The organism is Pseudomonas sp. TWP3-1, from assembly GCF_049896625.1.
In the GTDB taxonomy this organism is placed as follows: domain Bacteria; phylum Pseudomonadota; class Gammaproteobacteria; order Pseudomonadales; family Pseudomonadaceae; genus Aquipseudomonas.
In genome coordinates this window covers 202,063-220,158 of sequence record NZ_JAFCUQ010000004.1, presented here as the reverse complement: position 1 = coordinate 220,158, position 18,096 = coordinate 202,063, and the positions used below count along the sequence as shown (strand labels likewise).

At 59.1% G+C, this 18,096-nt stretch carries 19 protein-coding genes; 5 read left to right on the top strand and 14 right to left on the bottom strand.

Going from position 1 to position 18,096, the window contains the following annotated elements:
- Positions 1 to 2 precede the first annotated feature (2 nt).
- From ngg to ACP7BN_RS08130, 3 genes are all read left to right on the top strand, one after another.
- Positions 3 to 1,751, top strand: a complete 1,749-nt coding sequence (gene ngg, locus ACP7BN_RS08140; RefSeq protein WP_426203056.1) for an N-acetylglutaminylglutamine synthetase — start codon at positions 3 to 5, stop codon at positions 1,749 to 1,751.
- A gap of 169 nt (positions 1,752 to 1,920) precedes the next feature.
- On the top strand, positions 1,921 to 3,111 hold the full coding sequence (locus tag ACP7BN_RS08135) for an osmoprotectant NAGGN system M42 family peptidase (protein ID WP_426203054.1): 1,191 nt from the start codon (positions 1,921 to 1,923) through the stop codon (positions 3,109 to 3,111).
- A gap of 59 nt (positions 3,112 to 3,170) precedes the next feature.
- Positions 3,171 to 3,398: a YheU family protein gene (locus ACP7BN_RS08130; protein ID WP_205892131.1), complete on the top strand. Its 228-nt coding sequence runs from the start codon at positions 3,171 to 3,173 to the stop codon at positions 3,396 to 3,398.
- Between the two features lie 5 nt (positions 3,399 to 3,403).
- On the opposite strand, the gene csrA is transcribed toward ACP7BN_RS08130, so the two are convergent.
- From csrA to ACP7BN_RS08115, 3 genes are all read right to left on the bottom strand, one after another.
- The gene (gene csrA, locus ACP7BN_RS08125) at positions 3,404 to 3,592 is read right to left on the bottom strand and encodes a carbon storage regulator CsrA (protein WP_426203052.1); all 189 of its coding nucleotides are present in this window, start codon (positions 3,590 to 3,592) and stop codon (positions 3,404 to 3,406) included.
- A gap of 149 nt (positions 3,593 to 3,741) precedes the next feature.
- On the bottom strand, positions 3,742 to 4,074 hold the full coding sequence (locus ACP7BN_RS08120; RefSeq protein WP_426203050.1) for a YnfA family protein: 333 nt from the start codon (positions 4,072 to 4,074) through the stop codon (positions 3,742 to 3,744).
- 63 nt (positions 4,075 to 4,137) lie between these two features.
- Positions 4,138 to 4,953 carry an SDR family oxidoreductase gene (locus tag ACP7BN_RS08115; protein ID WP_426203048.1) on the bottom strand — a complete coding sequence of 272 codons (816 nt, stop codon included), beginning with the start codon at positions 4,951 to 4,953 and terminating at the stop codon, positions 4,138 to 4,140.
- Between the two features lie 268 nt (positions 4,954 to 5,221).
- Here ACP7BN_RS08115 and ACP7BN_RS08110 point away from each other — a divergent pair, with 268 nt between their 5' ends.
- Positions 5,222 to 5,380: a DUF3309 family protein gene (locus ACP7BN_RS08110; protein WP_191626519.1), complete on the top strand. Its 159-nt coding sequence runs from the start codon at positions 5,222 to 5,224 to the stop codon at positions 5,378 to 5,380.
- A gap of 62 nt (positions 5,381 to 5,442) precedes the next feature.
- Here ACP7BN_RS08110 and ACP7BN_RS08105 read toward each other — a convergent pair whose 3' ends face one another.
- The 10 genes from ACP7BN_RS08105 to ACP7BN_RS08060 form a co-directional block, all read right to left on the bottom strand.
- Positions 5,443 to 7,536 carry an LTA synthase family protein gene (locus ACP7BN_RS08105; RefSeq protein ID WP_426203047.1) on the bottom strand — a complete coding sequence of 698 codons (2,094 nt, stop codon included), beginning with the start codon at positions 7,534 to 7,536 and terminating at the stop codon, positions 5,443 to 5,445.
- 315 nt (positions 7,537 to 7,851) lie between these two features.
- Complete coding sequence (locus ACP7BN_RS08100) at positions 7,852 to 8,457, bottom strand: START domain-containing protein (protein WP_426203046.1); 606 nt, start codon at positions 8,455 to 8,457, stop codon at positions 7,852 to 7,854.
- Between the two features lie 41 nt (positions 8,458 to 8,498).
- Positions 8,499 to 8,753: a YkgJ family cysteine cluster protein gene (locus ACP7BN_RS08095; RefSeq protein ID WP_420646564.1), complete on the bottom strand. Its 255-nt coding sequence runs from the start codon at positions 8,751 to 8,753 to the stop codon at positions 8,499 to 8,501.
- Positions 8,754 to 8,919: 166 nt separating this feature from the next.
- Positions 8,920 to 9,366 carry a translation initiation factor 2 gene (locus ACP7BN_RS08090; RefSeq protein ID WP_426203043.1) on the bottom strand — a complete coding sequence of 149 codons (447 nt, stop codon included), beginning with the start codon at positions 9,364 to 9,366 and terminating at the stop codon, positions 8,920 to 8,922.
- A 74-nt stretch (positions 9,367 to 9,440) separates the two neighbouring features.
- The gene (locus tag ACP7BN_RS08085) at positions 9,441 to 10,880 is read right to left on the bottom strand and encodes a PLP-dependent aminotransferase family protein (protein ID WP_426203041.1); all 1,440 of its coding nucleotides are present in this window, start codon (positions 10,878 to 10,880) and stop codon (positions 9,441 to 9,443) included.
- A 202-nt stretch (positions 10,881 to 11,082) separates the two neighbouring features.
- Entirely contained in the window at positions 11,083 to 11,895 is an 813-nt protein-coding gene (locus ACP7BN_RS08080; protein ID WP_426203037.1) for an OmpA family protein, read from the bottom strand.
- On the bottom strand, positions 11,892 to 12,248 hold the full coding sequence (locus tag ACP7BN_RS08075) for a DUF4398 domain-containing protein (protein ID WP_426203035.1): 357 nt from the start codon (positions 12,246 to 12,248) through the stop codon (positions 11,892 to 11,894). Before ACP7BN_RS08075 ends, ACP7BN_RS08080 begins: the two co-directional genes overlap by 4 nt.
- A 9-nt stretch (positions 12,249 to 12,257) precedes the next feature.
- Complete coding sequence (locus tag ACP7BN_RS08070) at positions 12,258 to 13,079, bottom strand: substrate-binding periplasmic protein (protein WP_426203034.1); 822 nt, start codon at positions 13,077 to 13,079, stop codon at positions 12,258 to 12,260.
- An 80-nt stretch (positions 13,080 to 13,159) separates the two neighbouring features.
- Complete coding sequence (locus ACP7BN_RS08065) at positions 13,160 to 14,089, bottom strand: electron transfer flavoprotein subunit alpha/FixB family protein (RefSeq protein ID WP_426203032.1); 930 nt, start codon at positions 14,087 to 14,089, stop codon at positions 13,160 to 13,162.
- A 2-nt stretch (positions 14,090 to 14,091) separates the two neighbouring features.
- Positions 14,092 to 14,841, bottom strand: a complete 750-nt coding sequence (locus ACP7BN_RS08060; protein WP_024776877.1) for an electron transfer flavoprotein subunit beta/FixA family protein — start codon at positions 14,839 to 14,841, stop codon at positions 14,092 to 14,094.
- Between the two features lie 550 nt (positions 14,842 to 15,391).
- Between ACP7BN_RS08060 and ACP7BN_RS08055 the strand changes: the two genes are divergently transcribed.
- Positions 15,392 to 17,056 carry an electron transfer flavoprotein-ubiquinone oxidoreductase gene (locus tag ACP7BN_RS08055; RefSeq protein ID WP_426203029.1) on the top strand — a complete coding sequence of 555 codons (1,665 nt, stop codon included), beginning with the start codon at positions 15,392 to 15,394 and terminating at the stop codon, positions 17,054 to 17,056.
- Positions 17,057 to 17,149: 93 nt separating this feature from the next.
- Here ACP7BN_RS08055 and ACP7BN_RS08050 read toward each other — a convergent pair whose 3' ends face one another.
- Complete coding sequence (locus ACP7BN_RS08050) at positions 17,150 to 18,040, bottom strand: AraC family transcriptional regulator N-terminal domain-containing protein (RefSeq protein WP_426203027.1); 891 nt, start codon at positions 18,038 to 18,040, stop codon at positions 17,150 to 17,152.
- Positions 18,041 to 18,096 lie beyond the last annotated feature (56 nt).

Genomic DNA, 18,096 nt, shown 5'->3' with positions numbered 1-18,096 from the left:
CGATGAAACCTCACGCCACGGCGATCAACCAACGCCTGCTGCGCGGTCAGACACCGTCTTACGAACGCTTGCAGGCGCGTCTGGCCGAAGACGGCAGCGCGCTGAGTGCCGAGCCGATTGCCGTCCACTGCGGCTGGGGCCGGTTGCTGATCGGGCATACCTTTCCCGACCCGGCGAGTCTGGCTCAGGAACTGCTCAACGAGCAGCCGGGCGAGCGCGACATCGCGCTGTACGTCGCCGCGCCGCAACAGATTCTCGGGCTGGAACCGACGCAGTTATTTCTCGATCCGTCCGACACTTTGCGTCTGTGGTTCAGCGACTATCGCCAAGCGACGCGGGTGTTTCGCGGCTTCCGCATTCGTCGTGCGCAAAGCGCAGCGGACTGGCAGGCGATCAATCAGCTGTATCAGGCGCGCGGCATGTTGCCGATCGATTCTGCTCTCCTGACGCCTCGGCATCAGGGCGGGCCGGTGTACTGGCTGGCAGAGGACGAAGACAGCGGCGCGGTGATTGGCAGCGTCATGGGCCTGAATCATGACAAAGCGTTCAACGACCCGGAACGCGGCAGCAGTCTGTGGTGCCTGGCCGTTGATCCTGTGTGCTCGCGGCCGGGTGTCGGCGAAGTGTTGGTCCGCCATTTGATTGAGCACTTCATGAGCCGTGGTCTGAGCTATCTCGACCTGTCGGTTTTGCACGACAACAAACAGGCTAAAAACCTCTACAACAAGCTCGGCTTTCGCGCGCTCTCGACGTTCGCCGTCAAGCGCAAGAACGGCATCAACCAGACGCTGTTTCTCGGGCCGGGGCCGGAAGCCAACTTCAATCCGTATGCGCGGATCATCGTTGAAGAGGCGCATCGGCGCGGTATCGATGTGCAGGTGGATGACGCCGATGCCGGGCTGTTCACGCTGAGCCACGGTGGGCGCCGCGTGCGTTGCCGCGAATCGCTGAGCGACCTGACCAGCGCGATCAGCATGAGCTTGTGTCAGGACAAAAGTCTGACGCACAAGGTACTGAAGGCTGCCGGACTGAAACTGCCATCGCAGCAATTGGCGGGCAATGCCGACGACAATCTTGCGTTTCTCGATGAGCACCAGCGAGTGGTGGTCAAGCCACTCGACGGGGAACAGGGCCAGGGCGTAGCGGTCGATTTGCAAAGTATTGAAGACGTACAGCAGGCCATTGAAGCGGCCAAGCAGTTCGACACCCGCGTGCTGCTGGAAAGCTTCCACGAAGGCCTCGATCTGCGGATTCTGGTGATTGGCTTTGAGGTAGTCGCTGCCGCCATTCGGCGTCCGGCGGAAGTGGTCGGCGACGGTCAGCATTCGATCGGTGCGCTGATCGAAGCGCAGAGCCGGCGTCGGCAAGCGGCCACCGGCGGCGAGAGCAAGATTCCGCTGGATCACGAAACCCAGCGCACCCTGCACGCAGCGGGTTACGACTACAGCAGCATCCTGCCGGCTGGCGAGCATCTGTTCGTGCGGCGCACGGCGAATCTGCACACCGGCGGCACCCTGGAAGACGTTACGGCGATTCTGCATCCGACGCTGATCGACGCCGCAGTACGCGCGGCACGAGCGCTGGATATTCCAATGGTCGGCCTCGATTTGCTGGTGCCAGCGGCGGATCAGCCGGAATACGTGTTCATCGAAGCCAACGAACGCGCCGGACTGGCCAACCATGAACCGCAGCCGACGGCTGAGCGCTTTGTGGATCTGTTGTTTCCGCACAGTCAGCCGGCAGTCTCGTAATCATGTAGTGCTCGTTATGGCCTCATCGCGGGCAAGCCCGCTCCCACAGGATTTGTGGGCGCCGCCGAACCTGTGGGAGCTGGCTTGCCAGCGATGAGGCCCTGACAGCCGCGACAAATCCTCCCTCCTCATCGAAACCATCGATGTGCCCAACCCATCAGGAGTTTCCATGACCACCCAAATTCCCGAACCGGATCTGGTCTACCTGCAAAAAGTCCTGCTGGAAATGCTCGCCATTCCCAGCCCTACCGGTTTCACCGACACCATCGTGCGCTACGTCGCCGAGCGTCTTGAGGAACTCGGCATTCCGTTCGAAATGACTCGACGCGGGACCATTCGCGCCACGCTCAAGGGCCGCAAGAACAGCCCTGACCGCGCAGTGTCTGCGCATTTGGATACCATCGGCGCCGCCGTGCGGGCGATCAAGGACAATGGTCGCCTGACCCTCGCCCCGGTTGGCTGCTGGTCGAGCCGTTTCGCCGAGGGTAGCCGCGTCAGTCTGTTTACCGACAACGGTGTGATTCGCGGCAGCGTGTTGCCGTTGATGGCATCCGGGCATGCGTTCAATACCGCCGTCGATGAGATGCCGATCAGTTGGGATCACGTCGAACTGCGCCTGGATGCTTATTGCGCGACCAAGGCCGATTGCGAGTCGATGGGCATCAACGTCGGCGACGTGGTGGCATTCGATCCACTGCCGGAGTTCACCGAAAGCGGCCACATCAGCGCCCGCCATCTGGATGACAAGGCCGGGGTTGCAGCACTGCTGGCGGCATTGAAAGCGATTGTCGACAGTGGTCAGGAATTGATGATCGATTGCCATCCGCTGTTCACCATCACCGAAGAAACCGGCAGCGGCGCCGCGGCGGCATTGCCGTGGGATGTCAGCGAATTCGTCGGCATCGACATCGCACCGGTCGCACCGGGGCAACACTCCAGCGAACACGCAGTGAGTGTGGCGATGCAGGATTCAGGCGGGCCGTACGACTATCACCTGTCGCGGCACTTGCTGCGCCTGGCCGGTGAACATGAACTGCCGGTGCGGCGCGACCTGTTCCGCTACTACTTCAGCGATGCGCACTCGGCGGTGACCGCCGGCCACGACATTCGCACTGCCCTGCTCGCCTTCGGCTGTGACGCGACTCACGGCTATGAGCGCACGCACATCGACAGTCTCGCGGCGCTGAGTCGCCTGTTGGGCGCGTACATCCTCAGCCCGCCGGTATTCGCCAGCGATGCCCAACCGGCGAATGCCTCACTGGACCGCTTCAGTCACCAGATCGAGCACGACACGCAGATGGAAAGCGATACCCGCGTGCCGCCGGTGGACAGCCTGGTCGGGCAACGCTCGGACAGTTGAGTCTGGCCCTCGGCGATCATTCGCCGTAGCATCGCGAGATTGATTTGACCGAGGTGCCCATGCTCATTCCCCACGACCAACTTGAAGTCGACACCCTGACCCGTCTGATCGAGGATTTCGTCACCCGCGACGGTACCGACAACGGTGACGACACCCCGCTGGAAACCCGCGTGCTGCGGGTGCGTCAGGCATTGAGCAAAGGCCAGGCACTGATCGTGTTCGACCCCGAAAGCGAGCAGTGCCAATTGATGCTCAAGCACGACGTGCCCAAGCATCTGTTCGACTGAAACTGTCAGCTGCTTTTGGCGCTGGCGGCGTTTTTGCGCTGGATGCGTTCATAGACTTCGGCGCGGTGCACGTTGACATGCTGCGGCGCTTCGACCCCGAAGCGCACGCTGGAGCCGTTGACCGCGAGCACGCGCAGAGTGATGTTGTCGCCGATGGAAATCAGTTCGCCTACAACCCGACTGAGTACAAGCATGGGGATCGTCCTTCAAGGTTTGCCAGCCTTGAAGATGCGCGGCTTGCGGCCGCTCTACAATGCGCTGCGGGCAAATCAGTCATGCCCTACACGGGCTCGCGCGATAGCCTTCAGACGTTTCCTGCAAGCCCGGTAAATTTTCCCGCGAGTCAGCTGGCGGAAAACTTCGGCCCGAACAGAATCACACTGGCGCCGATCACGCACAACGCCACGCCGATCCAGTCCGAACCCAGCGGACGAATGCGCTCAACCACCGCCAGCCAGCCAATCGAAGCAATGATGTAGATGCCACCGTAGGCGGCATAGGCACGCCCGGCGTAGGCCGCTTCAACCCGGGTCAGCAGCAGCGCAAACAACGTCAGGCTGAGTAGTGCCGGGATCACCCACAAGGCACTTTTGCCTTGACGCAACCACATCCAGAACGCGAAGCAACCGGCGATTTCAAACAGCGCGGCGAGGAAAAACCATAAGTAATTAAGCATGTACACGTCTCGTCAGGGTGACCGTTGCGGCCATCCTGACGATGCAACTACAGCAGAGCAAGTTCAGCTGGGGCTGTGCTTGGCCTTGGCGCGCATTTTCTCGGCCATGGAAATCATTTCGTTGTAGAGCAGTTGTGGATTTTTCTGTTTGATCGCCCAGGCCATGCGTCCTTGTTCGTGGGGCAGAATCATGAACTCGCCAGCGGCTACTTGCTGGTAGATGTAGTCGGCAATGTCCGCAGCGGAAATCGGCGAGCTTCCCAGCAACTTGCCGACCTGAGCTTTCATCGCCGGGGTCGGGCCGCGGAACGAGTCGAGCAAGTTGGTCTGGAAGAACGACGGGCAGACCACATGTACCGCGACTTCCTGCTGCGCCAGTTCGATCAACAGGCTCTCGGACAATGCAACTACGCCGGCCTTGGCCACGTTGTAGTTACTCATCGCCGGCCCCTGCATCAGCGCGGCCATCGAGGCGATGTTGATGATCTTGCCCTTGCTGTGCTCGAGCAGCGGCAGGAACGCCTTGCAACCCTTGACCACGCCCATCAGGTTGATCGCGATCTGCCAGTCCCAGTCCTCCAGCGACAACTCGCTAAAGAAACCGCCCGAGGCCACACCGGCGTTATTGACGATGATGTCGATGCCGCCGAGTTTCTCTTCACACGATTGAGCGAACGCGGTGAGCTGGCTGTAATCGCGCACATCGCAGCGCTGAGTGAAGCCGTCACCACCGGCCTCGCGCACCAGTTTCAGGGTTTCCTGCAAACCGGCTTCGCTGACATCGGACAAGGCCAGCCGCCAGCCTTCACGCGCCCAGCGCAGCGCGATTTCGCGACCCAGGCCTGAGCCTGCACCAGTGATCATCATGCGATTTTGCATAGCGGACAGCCTTGTTGTTCTGGAGAAGTTGCCCGCAGTGTAGCGAAGGACATGCGCTGGACCACGCTTCATCAAGTTGCTGAATGGTGCGGAAAAACCGGGGCGCTCTTTTTCGCCGAAACGAAATAAGCCTGCGTTCCAAATACATTAAAAAAACATTGAATTTTCTTTCACTGGCACCGGTCGGAATTTGTAAGCCCGCTGGATCTAGTTCACATCCAGCTGCCTCTAGAACATCAAGACTTCTCGAACGCTATAAACAAGGAAAATCGCCATGGGCACAATTCTAATCATCATCCTGATCCTGTTGCTGATCGGTGGTCTGCCGGTCTTCCCGCACTCCAGAAGTTGGGGTTATGGTCCGTCGGGCATCATCGGCGTGGTATTGGTAGTACTGTTGGTGCTGCTGTTACTCGGTCGGATATAACGATCTGACAGGCAAAAAAAGAGGCCCTTGAAAAAGGGCCTCTTTTTTATTGCGCGGACTAATCAGTCCGGCTTGCCATCAACTACACCAGCGGTGTTGTCGATCAGGCTTTTGGTCGCAGTCTGAATGAACGACTCGAGTTTCTGCTTCAGGGCAGCTTCATCTTCCGATGCCGGGATCACCTCGCCTTTCGGATTGGCGCCGAGTTCGTAACGGTAGAGTTTCGGCGGCATTTCCTTGGGCAGTACCAGCACACGGTCAGCGGTGAGCAACGCCACGGTCTGGTCGCTGCCAGACGGTTTGATCACGCCGAAACCCTTGTCGCCTTCCGGCAGGTTCAGCAGGTCACGACCCCAGCACTGGTGCAGGACTTCGCCACCGATGCGACCCATGATCGTCGGCACGATGTCGATCTGGGTGCCCACGGTATGGTCACGCTGACCGAATTTCTCCTGCACGCCCGGCCCGATCAGCAGCATCGGCACGTTGAAACGACCGAGGTCCATTTCGGTGATCTGCTGCTCGTTGCCAAAACCATGGTCGCCGACAACAACGAACAGGGTTTCCTTGAAGTACGGCTCCTTGCGGGCCTTCTCGAAGAACTGACCGAGTGCCCAGTCGGAGTAGCGCATGGCGGTCAAGTGTTCGTTGAGGCTGCCACGGTCGGTCACGCGCTCGACCGGCAAAGGCGTCGGCAGTGCGTACGGCGTGTGGTTGGACAGGGTTTGCAGCAAGGCATAGAACGGTTTCTTGTCCTTGCCATCACGCGCTTTCAACTCTTCCAGACCACGGTCGAACATGTCCTGATCGGACACACCCCACGTCGGGTCGGAGAACACCGGGTTAACGAAATCGTTACGCCCGATGAAGTTGGTCATGCCCTGGTTGCTGAAGAAACCCGACTGGTTGTCCCAGGCGAAATCGCCGTTGTAGACATACACGTCGTCGTAGTCACGCGCGCTGAGCAACTGCGGCAGGCCGGACAGTTTGTGGCTGCCTTCCGGGGTCTGCATCAGGTATTCGAAGCCCGGCAGATTGGGGAAGCACGCCATCGTGGCGAACATGCCCTGGTGGGTGTGCGTGCCGTTGGAGAAGAAGCGATCGAACAACAGGCCTTCTTTGGACAGTTGGTCGAAGTACGGCGTGATGTTGCCCGGACGGCCGAGCGCGCCAACCGAGTGACCGGCGAAGCTTTCCATCAGGATCACTACGACGTTCTTGATCGGCAGGGTTTTGTCGGCATTCGGCGTGTAGTTACGGCGAACGGCGGCAGTCTCGGCATCGACCAGTTTGTCGCTCGGGGTCAGCAGCATGTCACGCACGGTCTGCTGCGCCACGGGTTGCTCGATGGTGGCTTTCCAGATGTTGTCGCGATCCTCGCCCAACCGGCTCTTGGCGGCGGCGATCAGCGACAGCGTACCGTTGAGGCCGAGCTGGTTGGCGAAGTTCGAATCGGTGGTGTAGACGTCACCCCAACGCAGTGGCGGGCCTTGACGCAGGGTGCCACGCGCGGCAACCACACAGATCAGCAGGCAAACCACGAACACTGCCGCACGTGCATACCACGGAGCAATCTGCCGCGTGCCAACGCTGCCGCCGCTGAACGGGCCGCGTGGACGGGTCGCGCGGTCGGCGCCTTTGAATGCAAGGGTGAGGATCAGCGTGCCAACGGCCCAGGCCAGCAGGTAACGCACCACCGGGAAACCGTACCAGAGCATGCTCATCACGGTTTTCGGGTCTTCCCTCACGTACTGGAACACCAGGCCGTTGAGACGCTGGTGAAACTCGCGGTAGAAGTCCATCTCCATCAGGCCGAGGAACAGCGCGATGCTCGAAGCAATGGTCAGCCACAGACGGAAGAAACCGCGCGCCGCCATCCCGCGGGCACTGAACAGTGCCAGCACCAGCGGAATGCACAGGTAAACCACCAGGCGCAGGTCGAAACGCAGGCCGTTGAAGAAGGCTTCGAGGAACGTCGAGGCCGGGGTATCGAGGATCATCTCGCGGTTGTAGACCAGCAGCGCGAGGCGCAGCACGGAAAACATCACCATCATGACCAGCGCACACAACAGTGTGTAGGCCAGATGCGATTTGACGGTCGGTTGCAGCAGGCGACTGGAAGATCGCTGCTGATTCAGGGCGTCCGGGTTTGCCATGTCGTTTTAGGACCCATTGGAAGTTTAAGTTGCAAAAATACAGCTGCGCTTTGCCCTCTGTTGGCCAATCCAGGCCCCGGGGCTTGCGCGGTGCGCAAATGTTGCACGATCAATCGCGCCAATGCCATTGATTACTGTCTCGGCGCTCGACTGTTTCATCCAGGCCATGCATTAGCGGGACAGGTGCAAACAGCGCGGGCGGATTGTCTTGGAGGCTTTGTGAAAATTTCGTGCAACGCATATCCGGAAACACAATTTACCCACAAAACAAAACGCCCCGAATCACTCGGGGCGTTTGTGCATTGAGCCAGACGATTACTTCTCGGCGCGTTCTTTCAAAGCTTGCAGGGTTTTGAACGGTGCATCGACCACGAACTTGTTGGCGATCATCGACGGCACGCTGCCACCTGGCTCGGTGTGCACTTGATAGGTCACTTCAACCTGATCACCTTTTGGCACGAACTTCCAGAAGCCTTTGACCTGAGTAACTCGCACGAAACCCTTTTCTTCAGGTAAGTATTTCGGCACGCCTTCGAGATTGCGCGTCAAGCTGCCATCGGCGCCTTCGACCGTGGTGACGTGGATCACCGAATCGCGCGGTGTAACCGGCCATGGCGTGTTGAACTGACTGTAAGTCCAGCTCTGATCGCCTTCATGCTTGAGCAACTTCTGCGATTTGCACTCGTGAATCCAGGCACAGGCGCCAGCAACGTCTTCCTGCAATGCACGCAGTTTGGCGACAGTGGTCTTCATCATGGCAACGCCCTGATACGACTTGTAGTCCGAACCCGGAATTTCGCTCAGGGAAACCTTGATCCCGTCTTCATTCTTGGCGACCTTCCAGTCTTCAGCCTGCGCGGCCGAGGTGGCCAATACAGCAGTCAAACCAACCAACACAGCAATACGATGCAGCGAACCCATAGTCTTATTCCTTATTGTTGAAGTTCCGTTCGTTCGACTCATCACGCCGCCGTCATTTCTTCCCACCAGCCGATCAATCTGATCGCGTCTTGCTGGCTGCTGCCACAGACTTCGACATCCGCCTTGAATCCGGAACAGACGGCCGGACGCTCGGCCCGACCGAAAATGTTGCACAGGTTTTCGACCGAAAGCTGCACACAACGTTCGCCCGCCGGTTTGCCCTCGGGCATGCCGGGAATCGGTGAACTGATGGAAGGGGCAATGCAGCATGCGCCACAGCCTTCGCGGCATTTCATTTCGGCGAGTTCCTCGCGGCGGGTGATGTGTGAAAGGGACGCGGCACAGAGTAACCGCTAAGACGGTTGTTTCAAATTGCTTCAGGCGGGGTTTTTGCGCTTAAACCAATGTGACTGACCAGTCTCCGACAAAGTGTCTGGCCCGCGGGTCTCGGATCGCAGTGATTTACTGTTTGAACTCGAAATCCAGCGCCGCGCCTTCAACTTCGCGACGCTCCTCGTTGCGCAGTTGCAACTGCATTTCGTTGCTGAGCAGACGGCCGTTGAGCTGGAATCCGGTGTTCTTGTCACCGAACATCTGCGGCAGGATCGGCTCGCGCTTGGGCATGATCACCGTGCCCGGCGGTTTCAATTCCTGAACCAGTTCCTTGGGCAGGCTCAAGTCGAGCCTGGCCGGCGGCAATGGAGTTTTGGCGATTTGTTTGGCGGACTTGGACTTCGAGGCGATCGGTGCCCGTTTCTTCGCTGGAGCAGCTTTTTTGCTGGCTACCGGTTTTTTCGCCGTTGTGGCTGTCGGGGTCTTTTCCTGAACGGAAGCCGCCATGACACCGGGCACTTGGCCCATCATCAACAGGCAGATCACAACCCAGGCGGCAGGAAAAATCGCTTTCATGAACCCAACGCGGCTAACGGCAGAGGGCCATATGCTCGCCTTTTGGGCGGCACATGACAAGCTCTGCCTTGTGTTCAGAAACCGCTGGCCGTCTCCTGGCAGAGTTGGGTGGCCAACATGCCGAGGGTCATCAGCGCCCGCTCTGCCTCGCGATTCCACGGGATTCCGCAGTTCAAACGGATGCAGTGATTGAATTGCTCGGTGTTACTGAAGATCAGCCCCGGCGCAATGCTGATGCCTTGTTGCAGGGCGCGCACGTGCAGTTCCTGGGTGTTGACCCGCCCCGGCAGGCTCACCCACAGAATGAAGCCGCCAGTGGGCCGGGTCATCTGTGTACCTTCGGGGAAGTGCTGCTGAACCGCCAGCTGGAAGGCGCTGAGATTTTTTCGGTATTCCTGGCGGATGTACCGTAAATGTCGGTCATAGCCGCCGTTTTCCAGATACGCGGCAATGGCCATCTGCGTGACGCTGCACGCGGAGTGCGTGCTGAAGGTCTGCAAGCGCTGAATTTCCTGCTGGTACTTGCCGGCGAGCATCCAGCCGATACGCACGCCCGGCGACAGGGTCTTGGAAAAGCTCGAGCAGTAGATTACCCGGTCGAGCCGGTCGTAGGCCTTGAGCGCTTTGGTGCGGCCCTGCTCGAACATCAATTCGCCGTAAATGTCGTCTTCGACAATCTGAATATCGAAATCCGAGGCCAGCCGCAGCAGCTGTTTCTGGCGCTCCTCGGGCATGGTGCCGCCGAGCGGATTGCTCAGGCGGGTGGTCAGCACCAGTGCCTTGATCGACCATTGGTTGGCCGCCAGTTGCAGGGCTTCGAGGCTCATGCCGGTGGCGGGATCGCTGGGGATTTCGATGACTTTCAGGCCAAGCAGATCGGCCAGTTGCAGCAAGCCGTAATAGGTCGGCGATTCGGCGGCGATCAGATCACCCGGCCGCGTGAGTACGCGCAACGACATCTGCAACGCATCGACACAACCGTGAGTGATCACCACTTCCGACGGATCGACCACCACGCCGGCATCACGCATGCGGATCGCCACTTGCCGGCGCAGCGGTTCGAAACCGGGGCTGAACATATAACTGAATGCGCGGGGACTGTGAAACCGGGTGACCTTGGCCAGTTGCTGATGCAGCGCGCGCACCGGCAGGTAATCGACACTCGGCACCGCTGCACCCAGCGGAAACACGCCTTCGCGGCGCGATTCGACCAATACTTGCTGAATGATGCTGCTGCGCGTAACCAGACCGGGCCGTTCCACCCGGGCGATGTCCGGGGTCGGTGCGGTCAGCGCAGGCGTTTGGTGCACGTAATAGCCGGACTGCGGCCGCGCGCGAATCAGGCCCTGATCCTCGAGATTGGCGTAAGCCTGCAACACAGTCGCATGGCTGACGTTGAGCTGCGAACTCATCTTGCGCACCGAAGGCACGCGCTCCCCCGGTTGATAGACACCACGGCGGATGTCCTCGGCCAGTTGCTGAGCAATACGTTGGTAGAGCAAGAGATTGGTCATGACGCAGCACTCGATTTCACGGGCATTTTATTCTTGTGTGAAACAATACCGGAACAGTTTAGAAGTGTACTGGGACAGTTGCCACAATACTCGACCATACAGTGCAGTGTCAGCCACAGCTGTACTGTTTTTGCGAGTCATTCGACAGACGTAAAAAAGCCCGGCACTGCATGACAGGCCGGGCTTTCCAGAGACGCAGCCCTTAGCGGGCGGCGCCGAGCTGGCCTTTTTCGTCGGAGAACACAATTTCCACTCGACGGTTCTGCGCACGCCCACGTTCGGAAGCGTTCGCGTCTACCGGGTATTCATCGCCATAGCCTTCGACCTGAATGCGTTTTTCGTCGATGCCCAGGTCAGTCAGCACATCAGCCACCGACTGCGCACGATCGCGCGACAGTTTGAGATTTTCCTGCTTGCCGCCGGTGCTGTCAGCATAGCCTTCGATGCGCACCACGCGTTTAGGGTTGAGTTGCAGGAATTGCACAATCTTCAGCACCACACGGTTCGCGGAGTTTTTCAGCTCGGCTTCGCCGGTGTCGAACAACACGTCGCCAAGGGTCATCACCAGGCCGCGATCAGTCTGAGTGGTGGCCAGCGCCACGATCTGCTCTTCCAGCCACTTGCCCTGCTGCTGCACGCTGAGCAGTTTGGATTCGCGCAAGGCCAGTTGCAGGCGTTGACGCTCGAGTTCCAGTTTCGCCGCGCGCTCCCCATTGAGCACCTGATTGGTGTGCTCGCGGGCAATCGCGCTGTAGCGCTGGCTCAGGTATGAGTAATGCACCACGTCCGAACCGCTGCCCCAGTAGGTGGACAAACGATCGGCGCGAGCCAGGGATTCACCCGCGCGGATCACGTCTTTCGGCGCGATACGCAGCACGTTGGAATCTTCCTTGACCTTCTGGAAGTCGGCACTCGCCTCTTGCAAGGCAGATTCGCTGTGCTGACCGGCGCAGCCGAACAGGCTGACGCAACCGGTGAGGATCACGCCGCCAAGGATTCTGGATTTGAGGCTCATTGGGCATCTCCCAGTTGCTTGCGCAGGCGGACGATGCGGGTGTTGAGTACGTTCAGTTGCGCTTCACTTTTCTGGGTCAGGACTTTGGCTTCGGCCAGACGTGCATCCAGTTCGGCCTGCTCAAGACGCATGCGCGCGTTCTTGAAGGATTCGCCGGCCATGCTGCCTTTGGCGCGGTTGAACTTGTCTTCGGCCAGTTTCATTTCCGGCACTTCGTCAGCGGTGGCGCCGACAGCTTTGGCTTGTTCGAGGGCCTGTTCGGTCAGGCGCATTTGTTCATTGGGTGCCGGATCGCTGGCGCAACCGGCCAGAGCCAGAACGGCCAGGGCCGCGAAAAGAAGTCGATTACTCACTAAAAATCCCTACTGTTTTGGGGCACTGACGGGTTGTTGCGGCTGTTGCTGCTGCGCCTTCCAGCGCTCGATATTGCGCTGCAGCGCGGCTTCCGTCAGTCCGGACGCGGGCAATTCTGTCATCTTTTTGGCCAGCTGTCCGCGCAACCACGGGTCGTTGCAGGCCGAGTTATGCGAAAGCGCGAGAAACAGGCCGGGCCGGTCGACCGGTTGTTCGAAGGCGAGCAAGTCGTTGGCCATGCCCAATGCCTGCGCGGCGGCCATGCCTGAGTAGCGGCCAGCGAGTACATATTCCACCTCGCCCAACAGAAGTTTCTGCAGGGCCTGAGTGAGGTTTGCTGTCCGCGTGAGGGTCAATTGCTGCTCGGCGAAAGTGAAAAATGCCTGGGTCATTCGAGACTTTTCCGACACCGCACCGCTATGACCATGCAGATCCTGCGCTGCGCTGTAGACCAGCGTCGAGCCTTTGCGCGTCCACACCAGATAGTCGTTTTCCAGCAGTGGCGGATGGATGTAGTCGAGGTTTTCCAGCTCATTGAGGGTCAGCGACGCGTCGGCCAGCATGTCCATGCGTCCGCTGCGCACTTCATCCAGCGCCTGCGCGCGTTTGCCGGCGTAGAGCAATTCGACTTTGATCCCCAGATCCTTGGCCACTTGCTGCAACAGATCAGCGCTGGCACCGATCAACTGTTTAGGATTTTGCGGGTCCTGCCACAAATACGGCGGTGCATCCGGGCTACCGGTGACAATCAGACGCTCGCACTTGCCGGCGGCCGTGGCCAAACCTGGCAACAGGGCCAATCCCAACAACAATCCGCAGCGCAGATCCATGGCAAAACGCTCCCACTCAAATCCGAGAAAAAAAAAAGCCCGACCAAAAGGCCGGGCTCTTTATAGTTTAAGCCGCTGGTTTAGACCAGCTTCTCGAACTCGGGGATTGCTTCGAACAGATCAGCTACCAGACCGTAATCGGCTACCTGGAAGATCGGCGCTTCTTCGTCCTTGTTGATCGCAACGATCACTTTGGAGTCTTTCATGCCGGCCAGATGCTGGATCGCGCCGGAGATACCGACGGCGATGTACAGCTGTGGCGCAACGATTTTACCGGTCTGACCGACCTGCATGTCGTTCGGTACGAAACCTGCGTCGACCGCAGCGCGCGAGGCGCCAACAGCAGCGCCCAGCTTGTCGGCCAGAGCGTACAGGTGCTTGAAGTTGTCGCCGTTCTGCATGCCGCGACCGCCGGAAACGACGATCTTGGCAGCGGTCAGCTCTGGACGATCAGACTTGGCCAGTTCTTCGCCAACGAAGCTCGAAGTGCCCGCGTCGTGTGCCGCGCCAACGGCTTCAACAGCAGCCGAACCACCTTCAGCAGCAACCGGGTCGAAACCGGTGGCACGCACGGTGATCACTTTTACCGCGGCAGTCGATTGCACGGTGGCAATCGCGTTACCGGCGTAGATCGGACGCTTGAAGGTGTCGGCGCTTTCTACCGAGATGATCTCGGATATCTGGTCAACGTCCAGCTGAGCGGCAACGCGCGGCAGGATGTTTTTGCCGTTGGACGTGGCGGCAGCCAGGATGTGGCTGTAGCCAGCGCCCAATTCTGCAACCAATGGAGCAACGTTTTCTGGCAGTTGGTGAGCGTAAGCAGCGTTGTCGGCCACCAGCACTTTAGCCACACCAGCGATTTTCGCAGCGGCTTCAGCCACGGCGCCAGCGCCAAGACCTGCAACCAGAACGTGGATGTCGCCGCCGATTTTGGCAGCAGCAGCCACGGTGTTCAGCGTGGCCGGAGCCAGCACTTTGTTGTCGTGTTCAGCGATTACCAAGATAGTCATGATCAGATTACCTTCGCTTCGTTTTTCAGTTTCTCGACCAGTTCAGCCACCGACTTGACCTTGATGCCTGCGCTGCGTGCAGCCGGCGCTTCGACTTTCAGAGTCTTGTTGGTGGAGGCGGTGGAAACGCCCAAAGCGTCCGGAGTCAGCACTTCGAGAGGCTTCTTCTTGGCTTTCATGATGTTTGGCAAGGACGCGTAGCGCGGCTCGTTCAAACGCAGGTCGGTGGTGACGATGGCCGGCAGTTTCAGGGAAACCGTCTGCGCGCCGCCGTCGATTTCGCGAGTCACGGCAACGCTGTCGCCGGAAACTTCGACTTTCGAAGCGAACGTACCCTGACCGTAGCCGCTCAGTGCAGCGAGCATCTGGCCGGTCTGGTTGTTGTCGCTGTCGATGGCTTGTTTGCCAAGGATCACCAACTGCGGTTGTTCCTTGTCGACAACGGCCTTGAGCAGCTTGGCCACGGCCAGCGAAGTCAGCTCTTCAGCGGATTCGACGAGGATGGCGCGGTCGGCACCCAGAGCCAGTGCGGTACGCAGCTGCTCCTGAGCGGTAGTCGGGCCGATGGAGACGACGACGATTTCAGTCGCAACGCCTTTCTCTTTCAGGCGTACGGCTTCTTCCACTGCGATTTCGCAGAACGGGTTCATCGACATCTTGACGTTGGCGAGGTCTACGCCGGAATTGTCCGCCTTGACGCGAACCTTGACGTTGTAATCCACAACACGTTTGACAGCTACAAGAACCTTCATGGATTCCTCGTTACTCTCCGGTGAAAAGAAGTCGCCTAGGCGAACCTGGCGGTTGATGCTCATCGGGCACAAGGGCACCTCTAAAAACGCCGGCTTGTGTACAGGGTGATCTCACGTCGCAAAGGAGTGTGACCGTTCGTCAGTGGTGACCGACAAGTCATGCATCTTTGCGGTGTGTAAACTGCGCGCCAGACTTGCGCTACGCATCACCGGGTACCGCCTGCGCCCTGTCTTTAGAGGTGCTCTTGAAACCACCATTCAGCCTACGGCGAACGCAAAACCGACCGTATCTTGACCGGAACGCCCATTCTGGTCAATACGCCAAAATGCCCTGTCATAAGCCGCGCTTCTTTGATTTCTCTGGGCTGGAGGCAATTCAAACAAACGTTTGTATTGGACGCTAGGAGTGGTGTAGATATAATGCGCCGCCTAGAGAGAACGGTGGTTTCTCCTATATTCCCTTTGACGTTAACGTAAAGGCAATAAAGGATGCGACATCAAACCTCCAAATTAGAAAAAAAACTGTTGAGCCTTGAGTAGGAGATAGCCTGTGGAACGCGAATTTATGGAATTCGACGTGGTCATCGTCGGTGCCGGCCCCGCTGGCCTGTCCGCCGCCTGCCGTCTGAAGCAGAAGGCCGCCGAAGCCGGTAAGGAAATCAGCGTCTGCGTGGTCGAAAAAGGCTCCGAAGTCGGCGCACACATTCTGTCTGGTGCGGTATTCGAACCACGGGCCCTGAACGAACTGTTCCCGGACTGGAAAGAACTCGGCGCGCCGCTGAACACGCCAGTCACCCGCGATGACATTTTCGTGCTGAAAAACGCCGAAAGTGCGCAGAAAATCCCTGACCTCTTTGTGCCCAAGACCATGCACAACGAAGGCAACTACATTATTTCCCTCGGTAACCTGTGCCGCTGGCTGGCTCAGCAGGCCGAAAACCTCGGCGTGGAAATCTACCCGGGCTTCGCCGCTCAGGAAGCGCTGATCGACGAAAACGGCATCGTGCGCGGGATCATCACCGGCGACCTCGGTGTCGATCGCGAAGGCAATCCGAAAGAAGGCCTGTACACCCCGGGCATGGAGCTGCGTGGCAAGTACACGCTGTTCGCCGAAGGCTGCCGTGGCCACATCGGCAAGCAACTGATCAAGCGCTTCAACCTCGACAGCGAGGCCGACGCCCAGCACTACGGCATCGGCCTGAAAGAAATCTGGGAAATCGACCCGGCCAAACACCAGCCGGGCCTGGTGGTGCACACCGCCGGTTGGCCGCTGGACATCATGGGCACCGAGAACACCGGCGGCTCGTTCCTTTATCACCTGGAAAACAATCAGGTGGTGGTCGGTCTGATCGTCGATCTGTCCTACAGCAACACCTACCTGTCGCCGTTTGACGAGTTCCAGCGCCTCAAGCACCACCCGGTGCTCAAGCAATATCTGGAAGGCGGCAAGCGCATCAGCTACGGCGCTCGCGCAATCTGCAAGGGTGGCCTGAACTCGTTGCCGAAGATGGTGTTCAAGGGCGGCGCACTGATCGGTTGCGACCTCGGCACCCTGAACTTCGCCAAGATCAAAGGCAGCCACACCGCGATGAAGTCGGGCATGCTCGCTGCTGAGTCGGTGGCTGAAGCGCTGTTCGCCGAGAAGGATGGTACTGAAGAGCTGACCACTTACGTCGACGCCTTCAAGAAGAGCTGGCTCTACGACGAACTGTTCGCCAGCCGCAACTTCGGCCCGGCGATCCACAAGTTCGGCGCTATTGTCGGCGGCGGTTTCAACTGGCTGGATCAGAACATCTTCGGCGGCAAACTGCCGTTCACCCTGCACGACACCAAGCCGGATTACGCCTGCCTCAAGCTCGCGGCCGACTGCAAGAAGATCGACTACCCGAAACCCGACGGCAAACTCAGCTTCGACAAACTCAGCTCGGTGTTCATCTCCGGTACCAACCACGAAGAAGAACAGCCGTGCCACCTGAAGCTGACCGACCCGAGCATCCCGATCAGCAAGAACCTGCCGCTGTACGATGAACCGGCGCAGCGTTACTGCCCGGCCGGCGTGTACGAAGTGATCACCAAGGAAGACGGCGAGAAGCGCTTCCAGATCAACGCCCAGAACTGCGTGCACTGCAAGACCTGTGACATCAAGGACCCTTCGCAGAACATCACCTGGGTTACGCCGGAAGGCGCTGGCGGCCCGACTTACCCGAATATGTAAGTTGAACCGTTGACCATCAAGGCTCCCGAAATGGGGGCCTTTTTGTTACCCGCGATTCAGTACATCACCTCAATCCCTGTGGGAGCTGGCAGATCAGGCAGCGCGTTCGTCGCCCGGGCTACGCTCAAAGTAGCGCTTGTACTCGCGACTGAACTGCGACGTGCTCTGATACCCGACCCGATGCGCCACCTGCGCCACACCCAGTCCTTCTGCGACCAGCAGCGTCTGCGCCTTGAGCAAGCGCAAGCGCTTCAGATACTGCACCGGCGACAACAACGTGCTGCGCTTGAAATGCTCATGAAAGGTCGAAACGCTCATGTTCGCGCAACTGGCCAGCGTCTCGACATTCAACGGCTCGGTGTAATGCGCATGCAAATGGCTGATCGACGCGGCCACCCGCGCGAACTGGCCCTGCTGCTCGACCAAGGCGCGCAACACATCCGCCTGCGGCCCGCGCAATGCGACGAACAACAATTCACGCACTCGCGCCGGCCCGAGAATCTGGCATTCCAGCGGATCGTGCAGACAGCGCAACAACCGCTCGACACAACCGCGCATATCATCGTCGAGCACCACCGAGGTCATCGACTCCGGTGTCTGCGCCGGAATATGCCGCCCCGGCGCCAGTCCCATGGCCAATACCAACTCGCCGAGCAACACCCGATCAATCGCCACCGAAACCGCAAACAATGGCGCATCCGGCAAGGCGAAGGTCTCGCATTCGAACGGCACCGGCAGCGCCTGGATCAAGTAATGTCCGGCACCATATTCCATGGTGCGCGGCCCCAGATACGCGAGTTTGCTGCCCTGCGCGACAATCATCAGGCTCGGCTCGTACATATGCGGGCCACGCGCGACGTCGCTGCTGGCGCGCAACATTTGCACGCCCGGCACTCCGGTCGGACTGTAACCATCGCGCAGAGCCAGCGGTTCGATCAACGAAACCAGCGTGGCATTGGCATCAAGGTGACGGGTTAGCTGCATCAAAGGTCTTCACAAAAAAGTTACGGAAAAAGGCACGAAAGCATCATCGCAGATCC

Excerpts from the sequence above, each read along its gene's own strand:
- ngg (WP_426203056.1), top strand. The coding sequence starts at position 3 with ATGAAACCTCACGCCACGGCGATCAACCAACGCCTGCTGCGCGGTCAG.
- ACP7BN_RS08135 (WP_426203054.1), top strand. The coding sequence starts at position 1,921 with ATGACCACCCAAATTCCCGAACCGGATCTGGTCTACCTGCAAAAAGTC.
- ACP7BN_RS08130 (WP_205892131.1), top strand. The coding sequence starts at position 3,171 with ATGCTCATTCCCCACGACCAACTTGAAGTCGACACCCTGACCCGTCTG.
- csrA (WP_426203052.1), bottom strand. The coding sequence starts at position 3,592 with ATGCTTGTACTCAGTCGGGTTGTAGGCGAACTGATTTCCATCGGCGAC.
- ACP7BN_RS08120 (WP_426203050.1), bottom strand. The coding sequence starts at position 4,074 with ATGCTTAATTACTTATGGTTTTTCCTCGCCGCGCTGTTTGAAATCGCC.
- ACP7BN_RS08115 (WP_426203048.1), bottom strand. The coding sequence starts at position 4,953 with ATGCAAAATCGCATGATGATCACTGGTGCAGGCTCAGGCCTGGGTCGC.
- ACP7BN_RS08105 (WP_426203047.1), bottom strand. The coding sequence starts at position 7,536 with ATGGCAAACCCGGACGCCCTGAATCAGCAGCGATCTTCCAGTCGCCTG.
- ACP7BN_RS08100 (WP_426203046.1), bottom strand. The coding sequence starts at position 8,457 with ATGGGTTCGCTGCATCGTATTGCTGTGTTGGTTGGTTTGACTGCTGTA.
- ACP7BN_RS08095 (WP_420646564.1), bottom strand. The coding sequence starts at position 8,753 with ATGAAATGCCGCGAAGGCTGTGGCGCATGCTGCATTGCCCCTTCCATC.
- ACP7BN_RS08090 (WP_426203043.1), bottom strand. The coding sequence starts at position 9,366 with ATGAAAGCGATTTTTCCTGCCGCCTGGGTTGTGATCTGCCTGTTGATG.
- ACP7BN_RS08085 (WP_426203041.1), bottom strand. The coding sequence starts at position 10,880 with ATGACCAATCTCTTGCTCTACCAACGTATTGCTCAGCAACTGGCCGAG.
- ACP7BN_RS08080 (WP_426203037.1), bottom strand. The coding sequence starts at position 11,895 with ATGAGCCTCAAATCCAGAATCCTTGGCGGCGTGATCCTCACCGGTTGC.
- ACP7BN_RS08070 (WP_426203034.1), bottom strand. The coding sequence starts at position 13,079 with ATGGATCTGCGCTGCGGATTGTTGTTGGGATTGGCCCTGTTGCCAGGT.
- ACP7BN_RS08065 (WP_426203032.1), bottom strand. The coding sequence starts at position 14,089 with ATGACTATCTTGGTAATCGCTGAACACGACAACAAAGTGCTGGCTCCG.
- ACP7BN_RS08060 (WP_024776877.1), bottom strand. The coding sequence starts at position 14,841 with ATGAAGGTTCTTGTAGCTGTCAAACGTGTTGTGGATTACAACGTCAAG.
- ACP7BN_RS08050 (WP_426203027.1), bottom strand. The coding sequence starts at position 18,040 with ATGCAGCTAACCCGTCACCTTGATGCCAATGCCACGCTGGTTTCGTTG.